The organism is Yersinia fenwicki (assembly GCF_043099325.1).
Lineage (GTDB): Bacteria > Pseudomonadota > Gammaproteobacteria > Enterobacterales > Enterobacteriaceae > Yersinia.
The window spans coordinates 579,850-600,119 of record NZ_CP170755.1 but is presented as its reverse complement, the minus strand read 5'-3'; the positions used below and the strand labels follow the sequence as shown (position 1 = coordinate 600,119).

Sequence of the window (20,270 nt, the reverse complement as noted above, 5' to 3'; positions counted from 1 at the left end):
TAATGGTTGGAAGGCTAGCGTCGATAGGCCTGACAGGCCATAACGGCCTGCGGTACCCTACCCGCTGTATTGGGTGATGCTTAAACCGCCAGATATCAAGCGGTCGCTAGCCCTAAAAAAGTCACAATCGGGGAGAAATAATGATCAAAACCGACAAAGGCATGATTCCCACCTGATTCTACTGTTTGCCGACAAGAGGTGTAATAGGCAACCGCTTGACGGTAATCGAGGACTTCATCCCCGGTTTGTTGCAATAACCAGAGTAAATCCGGTGATTCCAACTTTTCAATCTGCATAGCTTTCAGATCGTAAATATGCCGAGACTCTAACACATATTTTTGCCCGGTGTAGGGGTTCTGATTTTCGCCCAGATAATCACCGAGTAGCTCAAATGGCCGGACTGCCGGGTTAACTACCACTGCGGGGATACTGAATCGCTGAGAAAGCCAGGTCGCAAAATAGCCACCAAGAGAAGAGCCAACAATACCCATGGATTGTCCAGCTTTATCCATGACGATGCTTTCCAGCATTTCTGCTGCCTCCGCCGGATAAGGCGGTAATTGAGGTATCAGCATCTCAATATGAGGATGGTGTTGCTGCAACCAACTTTTGAATGTCGTTGCTTTGACCGAGCCAGGCGAGCCATTAAAGCCATGAATATATAGAAGAGTACTCATCAATAACCATCCGAGTCCATGTCCGGGCAGAACTCATCACTGGCTAATCGACGAACTTCAGTTTCAAGTCTTCCATCAGGCAGTAAGTCGAGGTAGCGCCATCCCGGTGCCACGGTATCAAGTGTAAAATTAGTACAGTGCGGTTTGAACTGCACGCAAGTAGAAGGGCTAGCCAACAGGCGCTTACCATACCAATCAAGATCCAAATCCTGATGGATATGGCCACACAATAAGGTGGTTACACGCGGATAGCGGGTCAATACTGCCGCGAGCATATGTGCATTACGCAAGCTGTGCTGATCAAGCCAGGTGCAGCCTGAAGGCATGGGATGATGGTGCAATAATATCAGTGTGTAGCGTTCTGGATGTGCCACCAGACAGCGCTCCATCCACTCCAACTGATACTCACTCAATTCACCATAAGGAACACCAAAGACCTGACTGTCCAATAATAGAATTTGCCAGTTATCACCCACCAAAACATGCTTTGAAGGGGCGATGCCAGCACTGGCTAAGGCATCCACCATAGCCGGTTGGAAATCATGATTACCAGGAAGCCAGACACAGGGCGCTGGCAAACGGGAGATACCCTTTGCGAAATTTTGATATGCGGCAACAGAATGATCCTGAGCCAGATCACCTGTTGCAACAATAAGATCAAAGGAGTGTTGCTCAGCAATAATCGCATCCAGCACAGCGCGATAACTGCGAGAAGTATTTACACCCAGCAAGGTCTCATGTTCCCCCGCGAAGAGATGGGTATCTGTTATTTGTAAAATTCTAACCCTGGCCCCACTCGCCATAGGCAGTTTAAACAGGCTTTCCAAATGGTGTCCTTGTTTTTGCACCCTTCCCAACCAGATTCGTCATGTAGCTTTATCTTTGTAGGTCAGGCTATAAGTCTGTCTAACAAACCGGAACTGCCACCGCTCCATGCGCCAAGCAATAGCGCAACCAGTCAGCAAGAAACTGGTTAATTTGATGCTTTTCGTCCCGCTGATGCAACTTTTTATTCGGATAATCATAACTTGCTTTGAAGCGGAAGATCTGCTGACTGGCACACACTTCCGCGACCATAGCATCATGATAAAGCCGTACCACCATAGAGGGTAGGCTCCAGTATCTGACGGCGGGCTCGATTTGGACAATCTCAACGACAGAAGTGTAGCGGGTCGATTCAATAATTGTCAGTTGATAACTGGCGCCATTAACCTGATAAGCCACGCTTTCGCCCACTTCGTCGACTCGTGGTATCAAACGACGTAATTGGGCAAAGTTAGTTTCGCATACCCGCATCATCTCAGGGAAATCAGGTGTGTAGCGCTTATTCATTATTTTCTCTCTTTCTTATTACCGCCATTCTGCTCTTAGCGACTGATGGTGCAACGCCAGCCATTGTAATGCAATGATTGAGGCTGCGTTATCAATAGCACCTTCGTCGACCCAGCGACAGGCTTGCTCACGGCTGACAACATGTACCCTGATATCTTCATTTTCATCGGCCAGCCCATGAATCCCACTCGCCGTTGTTGCATCGACTTCCCCGACCATAATGGACAACCGTTCACTGGTGCCACCAGGGCTGGCTAAGTAACTCAGCACAGGTTTACAGCGGCCAATATGAATTCCCGCTTCTTCCTCAGCCTCGCGCCGCGCTACTTCCTCAACGGTTTCGCCCTCTTCAATCATCCCTGCAACCATTTCTAATAACCAAGGTGATGGGCTGCTGTCAATGGCAGCAATACGCAACTGTTCAACCAACACCACTTCATCACGCACCGGATCGTAAGGTAATAGTACAGCGGCGTGGCCGCGCTCAAAAATCTCGCGTTTAACTTCTCCACTCATTTCGCCATTAAACAAACGATGACGAAATCGGTATAAATTCAGTGAAAAAAAGCCCTTATACAGTGACTCTCGTGCAATAATTTCCACATCGTTTTTATCGAAAGTCACCGGTGAGGGTTGTTTTGATGACATATACTTCTCTCCAGATGTCAGTATCAGACCTAAATTGTACTTTTTGATGACAGCCAAACGACACAGGCTACACCCTAAATAATTCGAGTTGCCGGAAGGCGGCAAGCGAGTGACTAATCGGTTGAAAACCGATTTGAACAGCATTTATGCTAGCCCGCAGGGTGAGCCTCTTCGAGGCTCATTAATCCCCATGAGCTTACATAAGTAAGTGACTGGGGTGAACGAAAGCAGCCAACGCACACGCAGCTCGAAGTATGACGGGTATCCAGGATTTTAAAATAGCAAGCATAGCGTTAGCCGATAGAAATGATTTTGATAAAGATTATTTGACAAAGATGGCCGATACAGATTAGTTGTCTGAATACTCACATAGCTTTGTGTTAGATTTAGGTAAATTAAGGCAGGATGGCACAATCAGCCACCTCATCCCATTGGCAGACTCTGATAGAATCGGCAACAATTCGTCTATCGACAGCTACCATAGTAATATTGTCGCACAACTGCTGCACAACAAGGACTGCAAATGAAGAAACTGCTCCCCCTTCTTATCGGGCTGAGTCTGGCTGGTTTCAGTAGCATGAGCCAGGCAGAGAACTTGCTGCAAGTTTATAAGCAAGCCAGGGATAGTAACCCGGATTTACGCAAATCAGCGGCTGACCGCGATGCTGCATATGAAAAAATTAATGAAGCTCGCAGCCCACTGTTACCACAGTTAGGTTTAGGTGCGGGTTACACCCATACCAATGGCTTCCGTGATGCTTCTGATAACCCGGATAGCAATTCAACGTCAGGCTCACTGCAACTGACGCAAACTATTTTCGACATGTCCAAATGGCGCGTTCTGACTTTGCAAGAGAAAGCCGCCGGTATTCAGGATGTGACGTTCCAAACCAATGAACAAGCGCTGATTCTGAACACGGCAACCGCCTACTTCAATGTCCTTAGAGCCATTGATAGTTTGTCTTATACCGAAGCGCAGAAACAATCCGTTTATCGCCAGTTAGACCAAACAACCCAGCGCTTTAATGTCGGTTTAGTGGCTATTACCGATGTGCAAAATGCCCGTGCTAGCTACGATACCGTGTTAGCAGATGAAGTTACTGCGCGTAATAACCTCGATAATGCGCTGGAAAACTTGCGCCAAATTACCGGCGTTTACTATCCAGAGCTGGCATCACTCAATGTTTCTCGTTTGAAGACGGAACGCCCACAAGCCGTAACTAACCTGCTGAAAGAAGCTGAAAAACGTAACCTTTCATTGCTTTCTGCACGTTTGAGTCAAGATTTGGCGCGTGAGCAAATTAAGTCAGCAGAAACTGGGTATATGCCAACCATCGATTTGACGGCATCAACTTCAGTCACTAATACTCGTTACAGTGGCGGTACACCAAGCACTCAGCAACAGAATAACGATGCGGGTCAGAATAAAATTGGCGTACAACTGAGCTTACCGCTGTACAGCGGTGGAGCGACTAATTCTGCCGTGAAACAGGCACAATACAACTTCGTTGGTGCCAGCGAGCAGTTGGAAAGCGCACACCGCGGTGTGGTGCAAACTGTACGTTCCTCATTCAACAATATCTCAGCCTCCATCAGCAGCATCAAGGCTTATGAGCAGGTGGTTATTTCTAACCAAAGCTCATTAGATGCAATGGAAGCGGGCTATCAGGTGGGCACTCGTACTATTCTGGATGTATTGACTGCAACGACTAACTTGTATCAATCCAAACAGCAATTAGCCGACGCGCGTTATAACTACCTGATAAATCAGTTAAATATAAAGTCCGCTCTGGGCACGTTGAATATGAACGACTTGATGGCACTGAACGGTGTACTGGATAAACCCGTCCCGACATCGGCCACCAGCCTGGCACCGGATAACGCTAACCAGAATGCTTATGCTGATGGTACCAGCACGCAGGCTGCACCGCGTGTTACCACGGTTAGCCAACCGACGACCACAGCGCCAGCCGCTGCGCGTAACGGCAACCCATTCCGTAACTGATTTTACGGATTTGGACTCACCGGGCATAGCATTAAGCCGTGCCCGGTTTATTTTTCTTGACTCCCTCTCTTGGCTCCCCAGCATTTTTCGGCAATGAAAAAAGCGAAGTTAGTCGCAGCATTTCGTATAACTTTGTAAAGTCTGCGTCTCATCAGCCCTCACGCTTTAATTTCATACACATTTCCCCTATTCTTAGGACACTTACTGGGAAAGGGCATTGAACGCCCGGAAATGAGACAAATAAAGATGAAACGGACTCAAAACATCAATCAAGAGACTTTCCGTAAATCCTGGCGCAGCTATCGCCTGGCGCCAGTTGCTTTAGCTATCAGTGCCGTATTTATGCTGGCTGGCTGTGAAAAAACCGATGAAACCGTCTCTTTGTACCAAAATGCTGATGATTGCTCATCGGCAAATCCGTCCAAGAGCGCGGAATGTACCACTGCTTACAATACGGCTTTGCAGGAAGCAGCTAAAACTGCGCCCAAGTATGCAACTCGTGAAGATTGCGTAGCGGAATTCGGTGAATCACAGTGTACTCAAGCTCCTGCGCAAGCAGGTATGGTACCAACATCTTCGTCACCTTCTGAAACAACTGCCGCTGCACCACAGCAAAGCGGTAGCATGTGGATGCCACTGATGGCGGGTTATATGATGGGCCGAATGATGGGCGGCGGTGCAAGTCAGCCGTTGTTTACCTCTAAAGCACCTAATAGCCCGGCTAACGGCAAGTTTGTCGATGCAACTGGCAAAAACTTTGGTTCAGCCACCACTGGCCGTACTATGACAGTGCCAAGAACGGCGATGGCTCCGAAGCCAGCGGTGACCAATACCATCACCCGTGGCGGTTTTGGTGAGTCAGTAGCTAAGCAGTCTTCGATGCAACGCAGTGCGGCAACCTCATCCAAAACCAGCACGCGCAGCATGGGTGGCTAAGGTCTGATTAATGAAACGTTTAGCGATTAGTGAACGCCCGGACTGGCGCGAAAAAGCCACTGAATTTGGTTTCCGTTTCCACACCATGTATGGCGAACCGTACTGGTGTGAAGATGCATATTACCAATTCACACTCGCACAAATTGAAGAGTTAGAAGATACCACCGCAGAGTTGCATCAGATGTGTCTGCAAGTGGTTGAGAAAGTGGTTAATAGCGATCAACTGATGGCAAAATTCCGCATTCCAAAACATTGCTGGGATTTTGTTCGTAGCTCATGGAAGACCAATCAGCCTTCACTCTATTCGCGTCTTGATCTGGCCTATGACGGTGTCAATCCAGCTAAATTGCTGGAAAACAATGCAGATACCCCAACGTCATTGTACGAGGCTGCTTTTTTCCAATGGTTATGGTTAGAAGATCAGATCAATGCAGGCAATCTGGACTCAGAGTCTGATCAGTTCAACAGCATGCAAGAGAAGCTCATTGAGCGTTTTGCTGATTTGCGTGATAACCACGGTTTTAGTTTACTGCATCTGGCTTGCTGCCAGGACAGCGAAGAAGATCGTGGAACTGTGCAGTATCTGCAAGATTGCGCATTAGAAGCCGGTTTGCCGACTGAATTCATGTTTATGGAAGAAATTGGCTTAGGGGAAAAAGGGCAATTTACCGATCTGGATAATCAGGTTATCAGTAATCTGTTCAAGCTCTACCCGTGGGAATTTATGTTCCGCGAAATGTTCTCCACTAAACTGGAAGATGCAGGTGTACGCTGGCTGGAGCCGGCCTGGAAGAGCATTATCTCCAATAAAGCCTTGCTGCCACTGCTGTGGGAGATGTTCCCAAATCACCCTAATCTGTTGCCTGCGTATTTTGCTGAAGATGATCATCCAGCCATGGATCATTATGTCACCAAGCCGTTATTCTCGCGGGAAGGTGCCAATATCCAGATAGTGGAAAACGGAAAAGAAGTGGCGCGAGTTGATGGGCCATATGGTGAGGAAGGTATGATTGTTCAGCAATTCCATCCTTTACCTAAGTTTGGTGACAGCTACACGTTGATTGGTAGCTGGTTGGTTAACGATCAACCATGCGGCATTGGTTTGCGTGAAGACCGAGAATTGATCACCCAAGATCTGTCACGTTTTTACCCACATATCATTTTGGGTTAAAGCTGCGTAAGAGCAGATATAAAGGCTAATACCTTAAAATTATTGATAAAACTGAACCAAGGGGAAACACTCCGTTGGGGCCGTAACGGTGTAAACCGTCGGAGTGCCCGTAGGAGTGGTCAACCCTTGGCTCACTGACTTTATCAGTTCAAGCGTTTTTTATAACACCTAACTATCCAATTCTTACCGACAACATACTCAGCGATCCCATCTCAATCCCATCGGTTGGAATCGAAATCGGCTCTTCACCATCCCAACTCCCCAACACATACAGTAATGGCAGATAATGCTCAGGTGACGGGTTAGATAACGCTGCCCCTTCATGTTGCATAAAGTTCACCAATGGATGGCTACTACCCTGATAATTCAGGTTATCCCGTACAAATTGGTTGAAAGACTCTGCCCACGGATACGGACTACTTTCCCCCTGCCATTTCACCATGCGCAAGTTATGTACCACGTTTCCGCTAGCGACAATCATCACGCCCTGCTCACGCAGTACCGCCAGCTTACGACCTAATTCATAGTGATACTCTGCCGGTTGTGTGCCATCAATACTCAATTGCACCACCGGGATATCCGCATCAGGGTACATTTTGATCAACACTCCCCAGCTGCCGTGGTCCAAACCCCACTCACTGGTATCAGCTTGCACGGCAATAGGTGCCAGTAGTTGCTGAATCTGGGTTGCCAACTCTGGCGAACCAGGAGCCGGATATTGCGTATCAAACAACGCCTGTGGGAAACCACCAAAATCATGAATCGTCCGAGGTTTCTCCATCGCAGTCACCGCGGTGCCTCGGGTATACCAATGAGCGGAAATAGCCAAAATTGCCTTTGGACGCGGCAATGTCTCACCCAACGCACGCCATGCCTGAGTGTGACTGTTTTCTTCCAGCACGTTCATCGGGCTACCGTGGCCGAGAAACAGTGCAGGCATACGAGAGGTGTTCATAGATAATCCTTACTGTTAAGAAAAAGTGCGGCGCTAAAACCATAAACAATACATTACGCGCTTTTTTTTCATTACACAGCCGGATAACAGTGATGAAGATATTCAATAATTTTGAAAAGGAAAAATCGTGGAAAAACATCAAGGATAGAGGGAACGTCACGAAATAGCCGGGCGGCGATCTATTCGATAGAATACTGGCAACCCGGTGTGTAAACCACGTTATCAATAGGCAATATCAGTAGATATTGCCATCAGAAATCAGCTGGCTTTTTTTTCTTGAGACTGGCGGTACTCAGCCAAGTCATCAATAGTTACGACTGGCATATCATGCAATTTGGCAAACTCAATCACTTCTGGTGCATGCGCCATGCTACCGTCATCATTGGTCAGTTCACACAAAACGCCCGCTGGTTTGTAGCCTGCTAAGGTCGCTAAATCGATGGAAGCTTCCGTATGCCCACGGCGTGATAATACACCACCCGGCTGACCGCGTAGAGGGAATACATGGCCTGGACGATTAAGGTCAGTAGGTTTTGCGTTATCAGCGATTGCCGCACGGATAGTGGTCAAACGGTCAGCCGCAGAAACCCCAGTTGTCACGCCTTTAGCCGCTTCGATTGTTACGGTAAATGCAGTTTGGAACTGGCTGGAGTTGTTGGCTACCATCATTGGTAAATCAAGCTGCTGACGGCGTTCATCAGTGATACAGAGACATACGATGCCACTGCCGTGGCGGATAGTCAGCGCCATTTGCTCTACAGTCATTGCTTCAGCAGCAAAAACCATATCGCCTTCGTTTTCACGACTTTCGTCATCCAACACCATAACGCCGCGGCCATTACGCAGAGCGTCAATAGCACGTTCAACACGCTCAACAGGCGTGCCGAAATCTGATAGAAGGGTCTGATTCATGGTAAGAAACCTCATTAAAATTATGGATTACCAGAACCAGGGCGGTCTTGAGGAGTAAATGGCCACTTTAATATATCAATAACTGCATATATCAATATAAATAGCCGAAATAACGCAAGCGAGCTACTTAATACAATAAATAGGCTCGGCAGATACCGTTACTCTCTCCCATCCGGACTATAACCGTCGGCCCCGGAATTACACCGGATCTGCTGACCTCTACCCTGCTCTCTTTGATAAGAGAAACAACGTGAGCGCTCGCGGGCTTTTGCACCACGACATGATATGCCGCAACACAATTTACCGCCGGTGGGGACTTGCACCCCGCCCTGAGAATAAGCCCTACGACTATAGCGCTATTGATTCGTCGGAGCAATTAACAAAATGGTGATTGAGAAGGTTTATACATTCGGCATCAAGCATTACACTAGTAGGAGTAACTTCACATCTAATTAGGGAAATACCATGATTGACCCGAAAAAAATTGAACAAATCGCTCGCCAGGTGCATGAGTCTATGCCGAAAGGTATTCGCGAATTCGGGGACGACGTCGAAAAGAAAATTCGGATGGTGCTGCAATCACAGTTAACCCGTCTGGATTTGGTTAATCGTGAAGAGTTCGACGTGCAAACTCAAGTACTGCTGCGTACCAGAGAAAAGCTGGCGTTGTTGGAACAACGTATGAGCGAACTGGAGGCCAAGTTCAACAGTGCTCCGACCACCGCTGAAGCAACGGCCACTATTGATGATAAAACCGGCGAGTAATCTGAGTCGATTATTATGATTGGGGCGCCATCTGGCGCCCTTTTTAGTGCTGTATTATGGCTCCACGCGACGTCGACATTAGCATCCACAACAGCGCAAACATCAGTAAAGCATATAAGCTCTTCCAACCAATCATCACCAGCAATACACAACACAGAATACTGCCAATCACCGACATTATCCGCGAGCGCCCACTTAATAAGCGGATCCCAGCCAGCATGCACAGCAAATAAATCAGCACAAAGATGCCGTTGGCATACACAATCAGCAGATCTAATGGCAGAGACAGCCAGTAAGTCAGTAAAGTAAACAGCAGGCAACTACCAACTACTGCCGTCAGTGCATTCACTGGAGTTTGCCCGACAGACAGCTGTGCCAACTTGCTTTGTGGGCGCGCCTGCGACCACACCATGCGAGCGAAACTCTGGGTATAAATATTTACACTGGCAAAACAAGCTAAATAGCCAATAATGCAGGCAATCCATAGCGCATGTTCACCGAACAGTTGCACCACAATTCCCGGCAAGGAGGCGGCAGCAGCTTGCTGTTCACCATAGGCATGGAAATGCAGCACCGCCACGGTACATCCCCAATAGACCGCACCCGCGACCAATAGTCCGACCATCAGGGCGCGCGGAAAATCACGTTCTGGGTGACGGAATTCTGTCGCCAGATGAGCGAAAGCTTCCAGCCCGACAAAGCACCAGAACATCACTGCCAGCGCACTGAACATATTCGATGGGATAATATCTTGTGGTACGGGCCAAGGAATTTGTGATGGCTGAATGTCACCCTGCCACCAAATAGCCACCACCAGCGCGATGACCAGTAAGGCAATCAATGTTTGCACGTTGGCACTGGAGCCAGCACTGCGGGTTCCCAGCAACCAAATAACCAGCAAAGTCACCAGTTGCACCATCAATAATCCGCTGTCACTCCAACCAAAAGTGGCTTGCCAGAAACCAGCCGCAATTTGGAGCGCGGCGGGTAAACCGACCGGAATGACGGACAAAAATAGCCAACCGGTGACTTTGCCAAGCTTCGGCCCGAATGCCATGGTGACAAAGTGGGCCGCGCCACCGGCACTGGGAAAGTGGCGGCCTAAAGCAGCAAAGGCGATAGCAATCGGGAAAACCAGCACAATCAATACCGGCCAAGCCCATAAACTATCTTCACCGGCCAACATTGCCGCCAGTGCAGGCACGGCAAAGACACCGGTTCCCAACAGTGAAGTAGACAATAACCCAACTCCCTGGGCCAGACTCAATTCCTGTTTTAGTCCACTCACACACTTCGCCTTTTCTATATTTATAGCTGGCCTATATCCAAATTAATGGGGGTATAACACGACTAGACTAGAGCTGAATCACCCCAAGCCATTCTTGATGGACTGAATAATATTAGTGGTAGAAACACCATCTTCGAAATTCAGCACTTTCACTTCCCCACCAGCAGCCCATACCTCTGCACTACCGGCAATTTCATCAGGTTTATAATCCCCGCCCTTCACCAGTAAATCCGGCAAAATATCGGCAATTAAGCGCTGCGGAGTATCTTCTTCAAATGGCACCACCCAATCCACAGCTTCCAACGCGCCCAGCACAATCATGCGCTGATCCAATGGATTCACCGGGCGTTTCTCACCTTTCAACCGTTTGGTAGAGGCATCACTGTTCACTGCCACAATCAGGCGGTCACCCAGCTTACGGGCATTGGCTAAGTAAGAAACATGACCGGCATGAAGGATGTCAAAGATGCCGTTAGTCATGACAACTTTTTCACCACGCTGGCGGGCCTGAGCCACCGCTTTTTTCAGTTGCTGCTCGTCCATCACGCCGAAACCGGTTTCAGCACGGCCACGAATCGCATTTTCCAGCTCAATCGGGGAAACAGTAGATGTCCCCAATTTACCGACCACCACACCGGCTGCGGCATTGGCCAGGAAACATGACTCTTCAAGCGAATTTCCAGCCGCTAATGCAGCCGCTAGCACACCAATAACCGTGTCACCGGCACCGGTCACATCAAACACTTCTTGTGCTTGAGTCGGTAAATGTAATGGAGATTTGCCCGGCTGTAATAAGGTCATCCCTTGCTCAGAACGGGTCACCAGCAAAGCGGAAAGCTCAAAGTCAGCTACCAGCTTCATGCCACGGCTCACCAACTCTTCTTCGCTTTTGCAATGCCCCACCACCGCTTCAAACTCGGATAAGTTTGGTGTCAGTAGTGTTGCGCCACGATATCGTTCGAAATCGCTACCTTTGGGATCGATAAGCACCGGAACTTTTGCTTTTCGCGCCAGTTGGATCATCTTCTGCACACTGTTCAGCGCACCTTTAGCATAGTCGGACAGCACCAGAGCACCAATCTGTGGCAGCGCTTGTTGAATGCGCTCAAAGATAGGTTGAGGGTCAACGCCATCAAAACCTTCTTCGAAATCCAGGCGAATGAGCTGCTGATTACGGGAAAGTACCCGTAGCTTGGTGATAGTTGGATGAGTGGGCACCGAGACAAAATCACAACGCACCTGCACTTCGTTTAGCTTGCTGGTCAGTGCGCGTGCGGCATCATCAATACCCGTCAACCCAACTAATCGGGAGATAGCGCCAAGGGAGGCGATGTTCATCGCAACGTTTGCAGCACCGCCGGGGCGTTCTTCGATGGTATCAACTTTGACAACCGGCACCGGTGCTTCTGGTGAAATGCGGCTGGTTGGGCCATACCAATAACGGTCTAACATGACATCACCAACGACTAATACACCGGCGCGGCGAAAGTCAGGCAGCGTGACTTTCATACGTTAGCCCCCCAAAGTGAGCTGTTATTAACCCCGAAAACACACATCCCTTCGCTCCAATTTTGTGTTTGTTATATGGTGACGGATAATATCACAGACGCCCTGCATACCATTAATAACTGGAATCTATACGCCCGAAGGCGCTGCAACCAACCATTTATGCCAACTGGCGGCTACTTGTTTTCTTTCTGTGGCAAAACAATCAGCTGAGACCTTGCTTGATTGCTCCTGCAATGCCAGATGATGAATTTCATCACGCATGGTGACATAAGCGCGAGTCAATGCCGCCGCTTCCGCCTCCGGCATAATATCGTAATTGGCCATTAGCTCGAAAATTCGCACATTATCAGACCAACGGGTCAAGCGCGGTTCGTTGGCGGCATAGCGCAGCACCAAATATTGAGCGATAAATTCAATATCGGTGATTCCTCCCTCATCGGCTTTGATATCAAAAACATCACGCTGTTTACTGCCTAAATGATTGCGCATCTTCTCGCGCATTTCGCGAACTTCCTGCTGTAATTGCGAGCCTTCGCGCGGGCGACAAAGAATTTGCTGGCGAATAGCGTCAAACTTTTGTTGCAATTCAGGGCAACCATAGACAATGCGAGCGCGCACCAGCGCCTGATGTTCCCACGTCCAGGCTTCATTTTGCTGATAGTCAGCAAAGGCCTCTATGGTACTCACCAACATACCCGCTTCACCGGATGGTCTTAGCCGCGCATCAACTTCATACAAAATACCTGATGAGGTGCGAGTGCTGAATAAGTGCATCACGCGTTGTGCCAAACGCAAATAGAACTGGCGGCCATCAATACTACGCTCACCGTCTGTCATCACATCCAGCGGGCAATCAAGCAAGAACACCAAGTCCAGATCTGAGCTGTAACCCAGCTCCCAGCCACCCAATTTGCCATAACCAATCACAGCAAAACCACGACCTTCGCGCTGTTGCAAATGACTTGGCTGACCATAACGGGCCACCATTTGATTCCATGCTTGCTGGATAACCGCATCAATCATGGCTTCTGCCAGATAAGTTAAGTGATCACTCACTTTCATTACCGGCAGCGCTTCGGTGATATCTCCAGAGGCAATACGCAATTGTTGCGCCTGCTTAAACTGACGTAACGCCTCCAGTTGTTGCTCCTCATCATCGGGCGGCACCCGTAACAAGTATTGACGCAATTCATCACGATAGGCACTGGGTTCCAAAGGCTGATAGAGTGATTGCGGATCAAGTAATTCGTCCAATAACAGTGGATAACGGGCGAGCTGGCTGGCGACCATCGGGGAGGCAGAACACAAGCGAATAACATGCTTCAGTGCCGCGTGATATTCCACCAGCAATTCCAGATAGGTGGTACGAGTCACAATACTTAGCAACAGTTGAATCAGTCGGCTAAGAGCAACATTAGCGTCTGGGCGTGGGCAGACTTCAGCGAACAGACGTGGCATCAGTTGATCCAACACCTCTCGGCCACGCGGACCAATGGTGCGCTTATCCACATCATGGCGAAAATGATTAATTGTGACCAATAATTGGCTGCGCGCCGTTTCATCTAAATGTGGTGTTAGTGGCGCTAAATCACTCTCTTCCAATGCATCCTGCCACAAACTTTTATACAAACCGTGACTGGGATCTTCGCCAATATCGGGGGTATCGTCGCCAATCAGATCATCAAATACCAAACGCACTGCTTGCATATGCTGTTCTAGTGCAGCATTCATCGCTGCCCAGTCCACATAGCCCATACCACAAGCTAAACGGGCCTGGTTCAAGGTATCACCGGGCAAAGTCTGAGTTTGCTCGTCGGCAATGGCTTGCAGTAGGTTTTCCAAACGGCGCAAAAATAGATAGCTACCACTGAGATCCGCCACCTGTTGTTCCGGCAATAATCCCAACTCGGCCACGGCCTGTAAGGTCGGCAGCAAAGCACGCTCTTGTAGACGCGGTTCACGGCCCCCCCGAATCAACTGAAATACCTGGGTAATGAACTCGATTTCACGAATTCCACCCGCGCCCAGTTTGATATTGTCTTTCAAGCCGCGCCGACGAACTTCACGGGCGATCATCCCTTTCATATTACGCAGCGACTGAATCACACTGAAATCGATATAACGGCGAAAAACGAAGGGGCGTAAAGTTTGGCGCAGTTCCTTGCTGTAGTAGTCTTCCGCTCCACCCATCAGGCGAGCTTTCACCATAGCGTAGCGCTCCCAGTCGCGCCCTTGCTCTTGGTAATAATCTTCCAGTGCAGCAAAGCTCAACACCAGCGGGCCACTATCACCAAACGGGCGCAGACGCATATCTACCCGATAGACAAAGCCGTCTATCGTTTGCTGGTCTAATGCTTTAATCAGCCGTTGCCCCAGGCGAGTAAAGAACTGGGCATTATCCAACTGACGCCGCCCACCCTGGGTCTGGCCACTTTCTGGATAAGCAAAGATCAAGTCGATATCCGACGAGAAATTCAGCTCGCCGCCACCTAATTTCCCCATACCTAAAATAAGCAAAGGCTGCGGCACACCTTCACTGTTACAGGGCGTACCGAACTCGCGACAGCACGCCTGATATAACCAGTCGCGTGCAGCAATAATCAGACTTTCAGCCAACCAACTTAGCTGTTGCAGGGTATCCGTCGTGGTGCTGGTTTCCAGTGCCTGCGACCAGGCGATACGCACCATAATTCGGCGGCGAAATAGTCGCAATGCTGCTAGCAGCGCGGCTTCATCTTGCACCTCGGCCAGTGCCTGACTGAGCCATTGTTGATAAAATTGCCACTCCTGGGGTTGTGGCGGCTGCTGATGCAGCTCATCCAGCCAATCAGGGTGAATCAGTAACATATCACTGACAAAATCACTCAATACCAATACTGCGATATCTTCTTCACGTAAGCTCCGTGGAGCCGGTAACTCATAAAAGCGCTGCTGTATATTCTGCGCCTGAATCTGTAATTCTGAAGGGAGTGGCAACATATCATTCCTCAAGCGGCAATCGATTAACGCACAGCCCCATTCAACCAGAACGCGGGCTGAGACAGCGCTTCTTTACGGGCGGTATCACGCCAGTGACCCTGCCGCTCCATAATGGCCTGCTGTAAACCAAACCAGCCATCAATATATGGATGCCATTCACTTTGTGGATAGAAACCGGAAAGTAACTGGAAAGACATAATCTGCCGGTTTAAACGCGGAAGTTGTGCCAAATAACCGTCATCATCCATATTATGGCCAAAGGCCTCTTTTAGGTCAGCAGCGCTACGGCTCAGCATGATGTCGCAGAAGCGTTTGAACGAACCCTCAAACTTGGTTCTCGCTTTGTCATCCATAAATGGCCGCCAGCCAGAAGTCACCAACCACGATGTGAGCGCTAACTTACATTTCAGATAATCGGCGCTATAACAAATGAGCTCAGCCTTAGCATTTTTCGGCTCTAACTGGGGTTCCAACGCAATTAATGCCGCACGTAATTCAGTGCTGGCTTTGCGTGGCACCAACCCACCAAAAATAGCCAATGTCTGACGAATCATCCCTAAAGCCTCGATGATCATTGGCTTGGCCGCAGTCTCACCGCGCAACCATAATTCCTCATGATACTGCCAGTGGTCCAACGCCATTTCCAGCCCGGCAACCATGCCTTGCTCGACGGTTGATTTCGGCGCAGGTTGTAACACTAATAACGGGCGCAATGCACATGCCGGATTGCCTTGTGCTAAATGATAGCCGCGTGCCGCTTTACTCAAGTTTCCCTGTCGTAAACCCCCGATTTGTGCCAGTTCAGTCGCCAATGCCAGTAAATCGGTCTGATTGCCTTTCTTGAGTTCCAATTCAATTTCACTCAATGGCTCTGACAACTCACCTGCACTAATAGTCCCTTGGTCAAGAGCAAGCTCTATCTCGCTCTCACCGTAAGTAATTACCCACTTCTCACGGGTAAAATCGGTACGGAATAATGGCTGTAACTCGGCTTGTAGCGCGTCAACCGCCCACCCCTCTGGCCAAATATCAGCGGGGAAACGCGCCAGATCTAATTTATCATTATCAATATCAACGTTATATTCAGGCCGTTGATGCAAACCGCCGACCACTTTGCCGCCAGTCTTAACTGTCATTTCATAGTGGCCATCATAACCACGAATACGTAAGCCAATATCATGTTGGCGCAGACGGTTTTCCGCCGTTTCAAAATAGATATTCGTCAGAGTTTGCGGCGCAGAATGCTGGCTTTGCCAAGAGGTGATTCGCTCTGGCAAAGCGGCAATGGCCGCAGGAGTAGCAATAAATTTTAATTCTATTTCAACGGTCATAATTTCATTCACACCGGTATGTTGTGAGATTATGGGCATTATGCCTTTTTCGCGGTGATTTGCCTGTTTTACACAAACTTCTCTGCTAGAAAACAAAAAACACGCATGCGGCAGCCCTGAGTCAAACTCTATTTTAACCTGTTTTCACCGGACTACCCTAAGGCTTCATAAGACAAATTTTCACCGTCGTTAAAATAAGCAATCAAAGGGCTAAAGCCGCGCTGGCTATGAGAGTAAGATAGTTCTCATTCCGGTTTATGCGTTGCGTCGGCAAACTGAACACACTACTATCGTCCCATAAATTCACTCATAAATGACTCTCTAATGCAGAAATTACGCCTAATTTGCCTCACTGTGCTAAGTCTCACTCTTTCCTTGAGCGCTTACGCTGAAGAAAAACGTTACATCTCTGATGAGCTGGATACCTACGTTCATAGCGGCCCCGGTAACCAATACCGTATTGTGGGTACGCTAAAAGGTGGGGATGAAGTTACCCTGATAAGCGTTAATGACGGCACAAATTACGGTCAAATCCGCGACAGTAAAGGGAAAACCACCTGGATTCCACTAGATCAATTGAGCGAAACACCCAGCTTACGCGTTCGGGTTCCCGACCTTGAACAACAGGTCAAAACACTCACCGATAAACTGGCTAATATTGATAATAGCTGGAATCAACGCACCGCTGAAATGCAGCAAAAAGTAGCCGCCAGTGATAGCGTTATTTCCGAATTACAAAAAGAAAATGAGTCATTGAAAAACCAGTTAGTGGTGGCTCAGAAGAAAGTCAACGCGGTAAATCTGCAATTGGATGACAAGCAGCGCACTATTATTCTGCAATGGTTTATGTACGGCGGCGGTGTTGCGGGGATCGGCTTATTACTGGGCCTGATTCTGCCACATCTGATCCCCAGCCGTAAAAAGAATAACCGCTGGATGAACTGATCACGGTTCAATAAAACTGCAACGTCAAGAACGAAGGGCCTATATGGAGATCTATTTAGTCGGCGGTGCCGTACGCGACAGCTTATTAAACCTACCTGTGACCGAGCAGGACTGGGTGGTAGTAGGCGCTACGCCAGAACAGCTACTCGCGCAGGGTTACCAACAGGTCGGTAAAGATTTCCCGGTATTTCTTCACCCCGTCACCCATGAAGAATACGCATTGGCCCGTACCGAACGTAAATCAGGCCAGGGCTATACCGGTTTTACTTGCTACGCCGCCCCGGATGTCACTCTGGAAGAAGATTTACTGCGCCGCGATTTGACCATCAACGCTATTGCGCGTAATAGCGAAGGTGAATTATTTGATCCCTACAATGGCCAACAAGATATAGAGAACCGAGTATTACGCCATGTCTCAGATGCATTTGGTGAGGATCCACTGCGGGTTCTGCGAGTAGCTCGTTTCGCTGCCCGTTTTGCGCATCTGGGCTTTACTGTCGCCTCAGAAACTCAATTATTGATGGCAGCAATGGCTAGAAGCGGCGAACTTTCTGCTTTGACACCAGAACGCGTGTGGAAAGAGACCGAAAAAGCACTCAAAACGCAAAGCCCGCAAATCTATTTTCAGGTATTACGCGATTGCGGCGCACTGGCGGTGCTATTCCCAGAGATTGAGCGATTATTTGGTGTCCCTGCGCCGGAAAAATGGCACCCGGAAATCGATACCGGCATTCATACTCTGATGACGCTGGCTATGGCGGCGCAACTCAGCCCTGCGGTTGATGTGCGCTTTGCCGCACTCTGCCATGATCTAGGTAAGGGCCTGACACCTAAAGAGCTCTGGCCCCATCATTATGGGCATGGCCCTGCGGGCGTGAAATTGGTCAAACGGCTATGCCAGCGTTTACGGGTACCAAACCCAGTGCGAGATTTAGCAAAACTGGTCGCTGAATACCATGACCTCATCCATACGGTGAATAAGCTCCGGCCTGAGACCCTGCTTAAACTGTTCGATGCTATTGATGTATGGCGTAAACCAGAACGCCTTGAGCAAATGATAATGACCAGCGAAGCTGATGCTCGAGGCCGTACTGGATTTGAAGAAAACCCCTACCCGCAGGGAGACTATTTACGTGCTGCATTCCGTATTGCTAGTGGAGTCTCAGTGCAGGAAGTGGTTGCCAGTGGGCTGCAGGGTTTGGCTATTCGTGATGAACTGAAACGCCGCCGCCAGCAAGCTTTAGCCGAATGGAAACAGAATCAGGAAGTGGTTTCTCCCTAAATTGACTTTCTGGCGATAAAACAAAAAAGCCCTGATAATTCAGGGCTTTTTTATATTTTGCTGCACTTTTTATACCCTAAATAATTCGAGTTGCAGGAAGGCGGCAAGCGAGAGAACCCGATGAGCTTACATAAGTAAGTGATTCCGATGATGAACGTAGCCAACGCACATGCAGCTTGAAGTATAACGGGTATATTACATAAAGACCCAGTACACCGCTCCCGCGACAATAAAGCGATAAATCGCAAAAGGTACGAAAGAGATACGCTTAATCAGTGACAGGAAGGTTTTGATAGCAATTAGCGCGACAACAAATGCGGTGATAAACCCAACGGCAAACATCGGTAAATCGCCCCAACTCAAGAAATGTAGACTCTTATACAAATCTAATCCGCTGGCCCCGAGCATCATCGGTACGGCTAAGATAAAGGAAAATTCAGAGGCTGCGTAGCGGTTTACACCGACCAGCATCCCACCTGAAATGGTGGCACCCGAGCGGGAAAAACCCGGCCATAACGCCAAGCACTGGAAACAACCAATGGCAAAAGCCTGCCGATAGGTAATATCATCCAGCCCGATAGCCTTAGGATTTTTAGGTTTAAACCACTCCGCGGCCAGCAAGAGCAAACCGCCGGCGACTAATGCATACATGACACTTTGCGGGTTAAATAACGATTTAATGACATCATGGAAAGCCAATCCCAAGCCAACCGCGGGGATCATCGCCAGCAAAATATGGCCTAATGTCAGGTGGCCGTTGGTTTTCCCTTCATGAGGCACTTTACCAAAATGGATACCGATCAGGCCAAATAAGCGCCGCCAGAACACTACCACTACGGCTAGAATCGACCCTAACTGAATAATGACCTCAAAGGTTTTTGCTTTGTCGCCGGTAAAGCCTAATAGCTCACCGACAATAATCATATGTCCAGTAGATGAAACCGGCAGGAACTCAGTAAGCCCTTCAACCACGCCCAAAACAAAAGCCACAAACAGCGAATACATATCCGTCATCTACGATACCCAATGCCCTGTAATAGAAATCCACAAAAAAACGGCAATGTGAGAAACAGTGCCGTTCAATTTCAGTCTGTAAAAAATATCACGTTAATCAATAATTCGGACCATATTATCAGTATAGGGTTGCATTTTTATGTCGTGGCGCGGAAAAAATCAGCCAATCCGTTGACCGCGTTCAATAACCACACCGACATTACGCGCCTGAGCAACCGCTCCCGGCTTGCTCACCTTAATCCGCACCCAAGGCGAATTAAATCGTTGCAACAATAGATCGGCAATCTCTTCAGCCACTCGCTCAACCAGCGCAAAACGCTGTATTTCTACGTGTTTGATGACTGCATCGCTGATATCTGCATAGCTCAGGCAATCATTGACATCATCGCTGGCAGCAGCTTTGCGGTTATCCCAACCCATTTCGATATCGAACACGAGTTTTTGCTGAATGGTTTGTTCCCAGTCATAAACACCGATGGTGGTTATGACACTGAGTTCCTCAATAAATACGATATCCATCA

Annotated in this window: 18 protein-coding genes and 1 riboswitch; of the genes, 6 read left to right on the top strand and 12 right to left on the bottom strand. The window is 48.6% G+C overall.

The annotated features are described in order from the left end of the window. Nucleotides 1-95: 95 nt before the first annotated feature. The 4 genes from yqiA to nudF all read right to left on the bottom strand — a co-directional run bounded on the left by yqiA (nt 96) and on the right by nudF (nt 2,657). On the bottom strand, nt 96-677 hold the full coding sequence (yqiA, locus tag ACF3VQ_RS02735) for an esterase YqiA (RefSeq protein ID WP_019079115.1): 582 nt from the start codon (nt 675-677) through the stop codon (nt 96-98). Beyond that, nucleotides 677-1,504: a 3',5'-cyclic-AMP phosphodiesterase gene (gene cpdA, locus ACF3VQ_RS02730; RefSeq protein ID WP_392435420.1), complete on the bottom strand. Its 828-nt coding sequence runs from the start codon at nt 1,502-1,504 to the stop codon at nt 677-679. Before cpdA ends, yqiA begins: the two co-directional genes overlap by 1 nt. 79 nt (nt 1,505-1,583) lie before the next feature. Then, nucleotides 1,584-2,009 carry a DUF1249 family protein gene (locus ACF3VQ_RS02725; protein ID WP_221862750.1) on the bottom strand — a complete coding sequence of 142 codons (426 nt, stop codon included), beginning with the start codon at nt 2,007-2,009 and terminating at the stop codon, nt 1,584-1,586. Between the two features lie 18 nt (nt 2,010-2,027). Beyond that, the gene (gene nudF, locus ACF3VQ_RS02720; RefSeq protein ID WP_392433294.1) at nt 2,028-2,657 is read right to left on the bottom strand and encodes an ADP-ribose diphosphatase; all 630 of its coding nucleotides are present in this window, start codon (nt 2,655-2,657) and stop codon (nt 2,028-2,030) included. A 523-nt stretch (nt 2,658-3,180) separates the two neighbouring features. Here nudF and tolC point away from each other — a divergent pair. The 3 genes from tolC to ACF3VQ_RS02705 all read left to right on the top strand — a co-directional run bounded on the left by tolC (nt 3,181) and on the right by ACF3VQ_RS02705 (nt 6,769). Then, entirely contained in the window at nt 3,181-4,662 is a 1,482-nt protein-coding gene (tolC, locus tag ACF3VQ_RS02715; protein WP_392433293.1) for an outer membrane channel protein TolC, read from the top strand. Between the two features lie 246 nt (nt 4,663-4,908). Continuing rightward, the gene (locus ACF3VQ_RS02710) at nt 4,909-5,598 is read left to right on the top strand and encodes a DUF1190 family protein (protein ID WP_392433292.1); all 690 of its coding nucleotides are present in this window, start codon (nt 4,909-4,911) and stop codon (nt 5,596-5,598) included. Between the two features lie 10 nt (nt 5,599-5,608). Further along, nucleotides 5,609-6,769: a glutathionylspermidine synthase family protein gene (locus ACF3VQ_RS02705; RefSeq protein WP_005160795.1), complete on the top strand. Its 1,161-nt coding sequence runs from the start codon at nt 5,609-5,611 to the stop codon at nt 6,767-6,769. A gap of 172 nt (nt 6,770-6,941) precedes the next feature. On the opposite strand, the gene ygiD is transcribed toward ACF3VQ_RS02705, so the two are convergent. After that, entirely contained in the window at nt 6,942-7,724 is a 783-nt protein-coding gene (gene ygiD, locus ACF3VQ_RS02700; RefSeq protein WP_392433291.1) for a 4,5-DOPA dioxygenase extradiol, read from the bottom strand. A gap of 258 nt (nt 7,725-7,982) precedes the next feature. Further along, nucleotides 7,983-8,636: a 3,4-dihydroxy-2-butanone-4-phosphate synthase gene (gene ribB / locus ACF3VQ_RS02695; protein WP_011817217.1), complete on the bottom strand. Its 654-nt coding sequence runs from the start codon at nt 8,634-8,636 to the stop codon at nt 7,983-7,985. A gap of 156 nt (nt 8,637-8,792) precedes the next feature. Continuing rightward, nucleotides 8,793-8,977, bottom strand: a riboswitch (FMN riboswitch). Between the two features lie 124 nt (nt 8,978-9,101). On the opposite strand from ribB, the gene ACF3VQ_RS02690 reads away from it, so the two are divergent. Next, nucleotides 9,102-9,401 (top strand): accessory factor UbiK family protein, encoded by a 300-nt coding sequence (locus ACF3VQ_RS02690; RefSeq protein WP_392433290.1) that lies wholly within the window; start codon nt 9,102-9,104, stop codon nt 9,399-9,401. Between the two features lie 43 nt (nt 9,402-9,444). Here the strand turns inward: ACF3VQ_RS02690 and yjeH are convergent, their stop codons facing one another. The 4 genes from yjeH to ACF3VQ_RS02670 form a co-directional block, all read right to left on the bottom strand. Continuing rightward, complete coding sequence (gene yjeH, locus ACF3VQ_RS02685; RefSeq protein ID WP_392433289.1) at nt 9,445-10,689, bottom strand: L-methionine/branched-chain amino acid transporter; 1,245 nt, start codon at nt 10,687-10,689, stop codon at nt 9,445-9,447. A gap of 78 nt (nt 10,690-10,767) precedes the next feature. Then, nucleotides 10,768-12,198: a bifunctional D-glycero-beta-D-manno-heptose-7-phosphate kinase/D-glycero-beta-D-manno-heptose 1-phosphate adenylyltransferase HldE gene (gene hldE, locus ACF3VQ_RS02680; RefSeq protein ID WP_392433288.1), complete on the bottom strand. Its 1,431-nt coding sequence runs from the start codon at nt 12,196-12,198 to the stop codon at nt 10,768-10,770. Nucleotides 12,199-12,324: 126 nt separating this feature from the next. Further along, nucleotides 12,325-15,177: a bifunctional [glutamate--ammonia ligase]-adenylyl-L-tyrosine phosphorylase/[glutamate--ammonia-ligase] adenylyltransferase gene (gene glnE, locus ACF3VQ_RS02675; protein WP_392433287.1), complete on the bottom strand. Its 2,853-nt coding sequence runs from the start codon at nt 15,175-15,177 to the stop codon at nt 12,325-12,327. 23 nt (nt 15,178-15,200) lie between these two features. Continuing rightward, nucleotides 15,201-16,508 (bottom strand): inorganic triphosphatase, encoded by a 1,308-nt coding sequence (locus tag ACF3VQ_RS02670; protein ID WP_392433286.1) that lies wholly within the window; start codon nt 16,506-16,508, stop codon nt 15,201-15,203. 324 nt (nt 16,509-16,832) lie between these two features. Between ACF3VQ_RS02670 and ACF3VQ_RS02665 the strand changes: the two genes are divergently transcribed. Beyond that, a complete protein-coding gene (locus ACF3VQ_RS02665) occupies nt 16,833-17,453 on the top strand; it encodes a TIGR04211 family SH3 domain-containing protein (RefSeq protein WP_005160811.1) in 621 nt (206 codons plus the stop codon). A 43-nt stretch (nt 17,454-17,496) separates the two neighbouring features. Beyond that, nucleotides 17,497-18,735: a multifunctional CCA addition/repair protein gene (locus ACF3VQ_RS02660; RefSeq protein WP_392433285.1), complete on the top strand. Its 1,239-nt coding sequence runs from the start codon at nt 17,497-17,499 to the stop codon at nt 18,733-18,735. A 195-nt stretch (nt 18,736-18,930) separates the two neighbouring features. Here ACF3VQ_RS02660 and bacA read toward each other — a convergent pair whose 3' ends face one another. Next, nucleotides 18,931-19,749: an undecaprenyl-diphosphate phosphatase gene (bacA, locus tag ACF3VQ_RS02655; RefSeq protein WP_392433284.1), complete on the bottom strand. Its 819-nt coding sequence runs from the start codon at nt 19,747-19,749 to the stop codon at nt 18,931-18,933. Nucleotides 19,750-19,908: 159 nt separating this feature from the next. Further along, complete coding sequence (gene folB, locus ACF3VQ_RS02650; protein ID WP_392435418.1) at nt 19,909-20,268, bottom strand: bifunctional dihydroneopterin aldolase/7,8-dihydroneopterin epimerase; 360 nt, start codon at nt 20,266-20,268, stop codon at nt 19,909-19,911. Between the last annotated feature and the right edge of the window lie 2 nt (nt 20,269-20,270).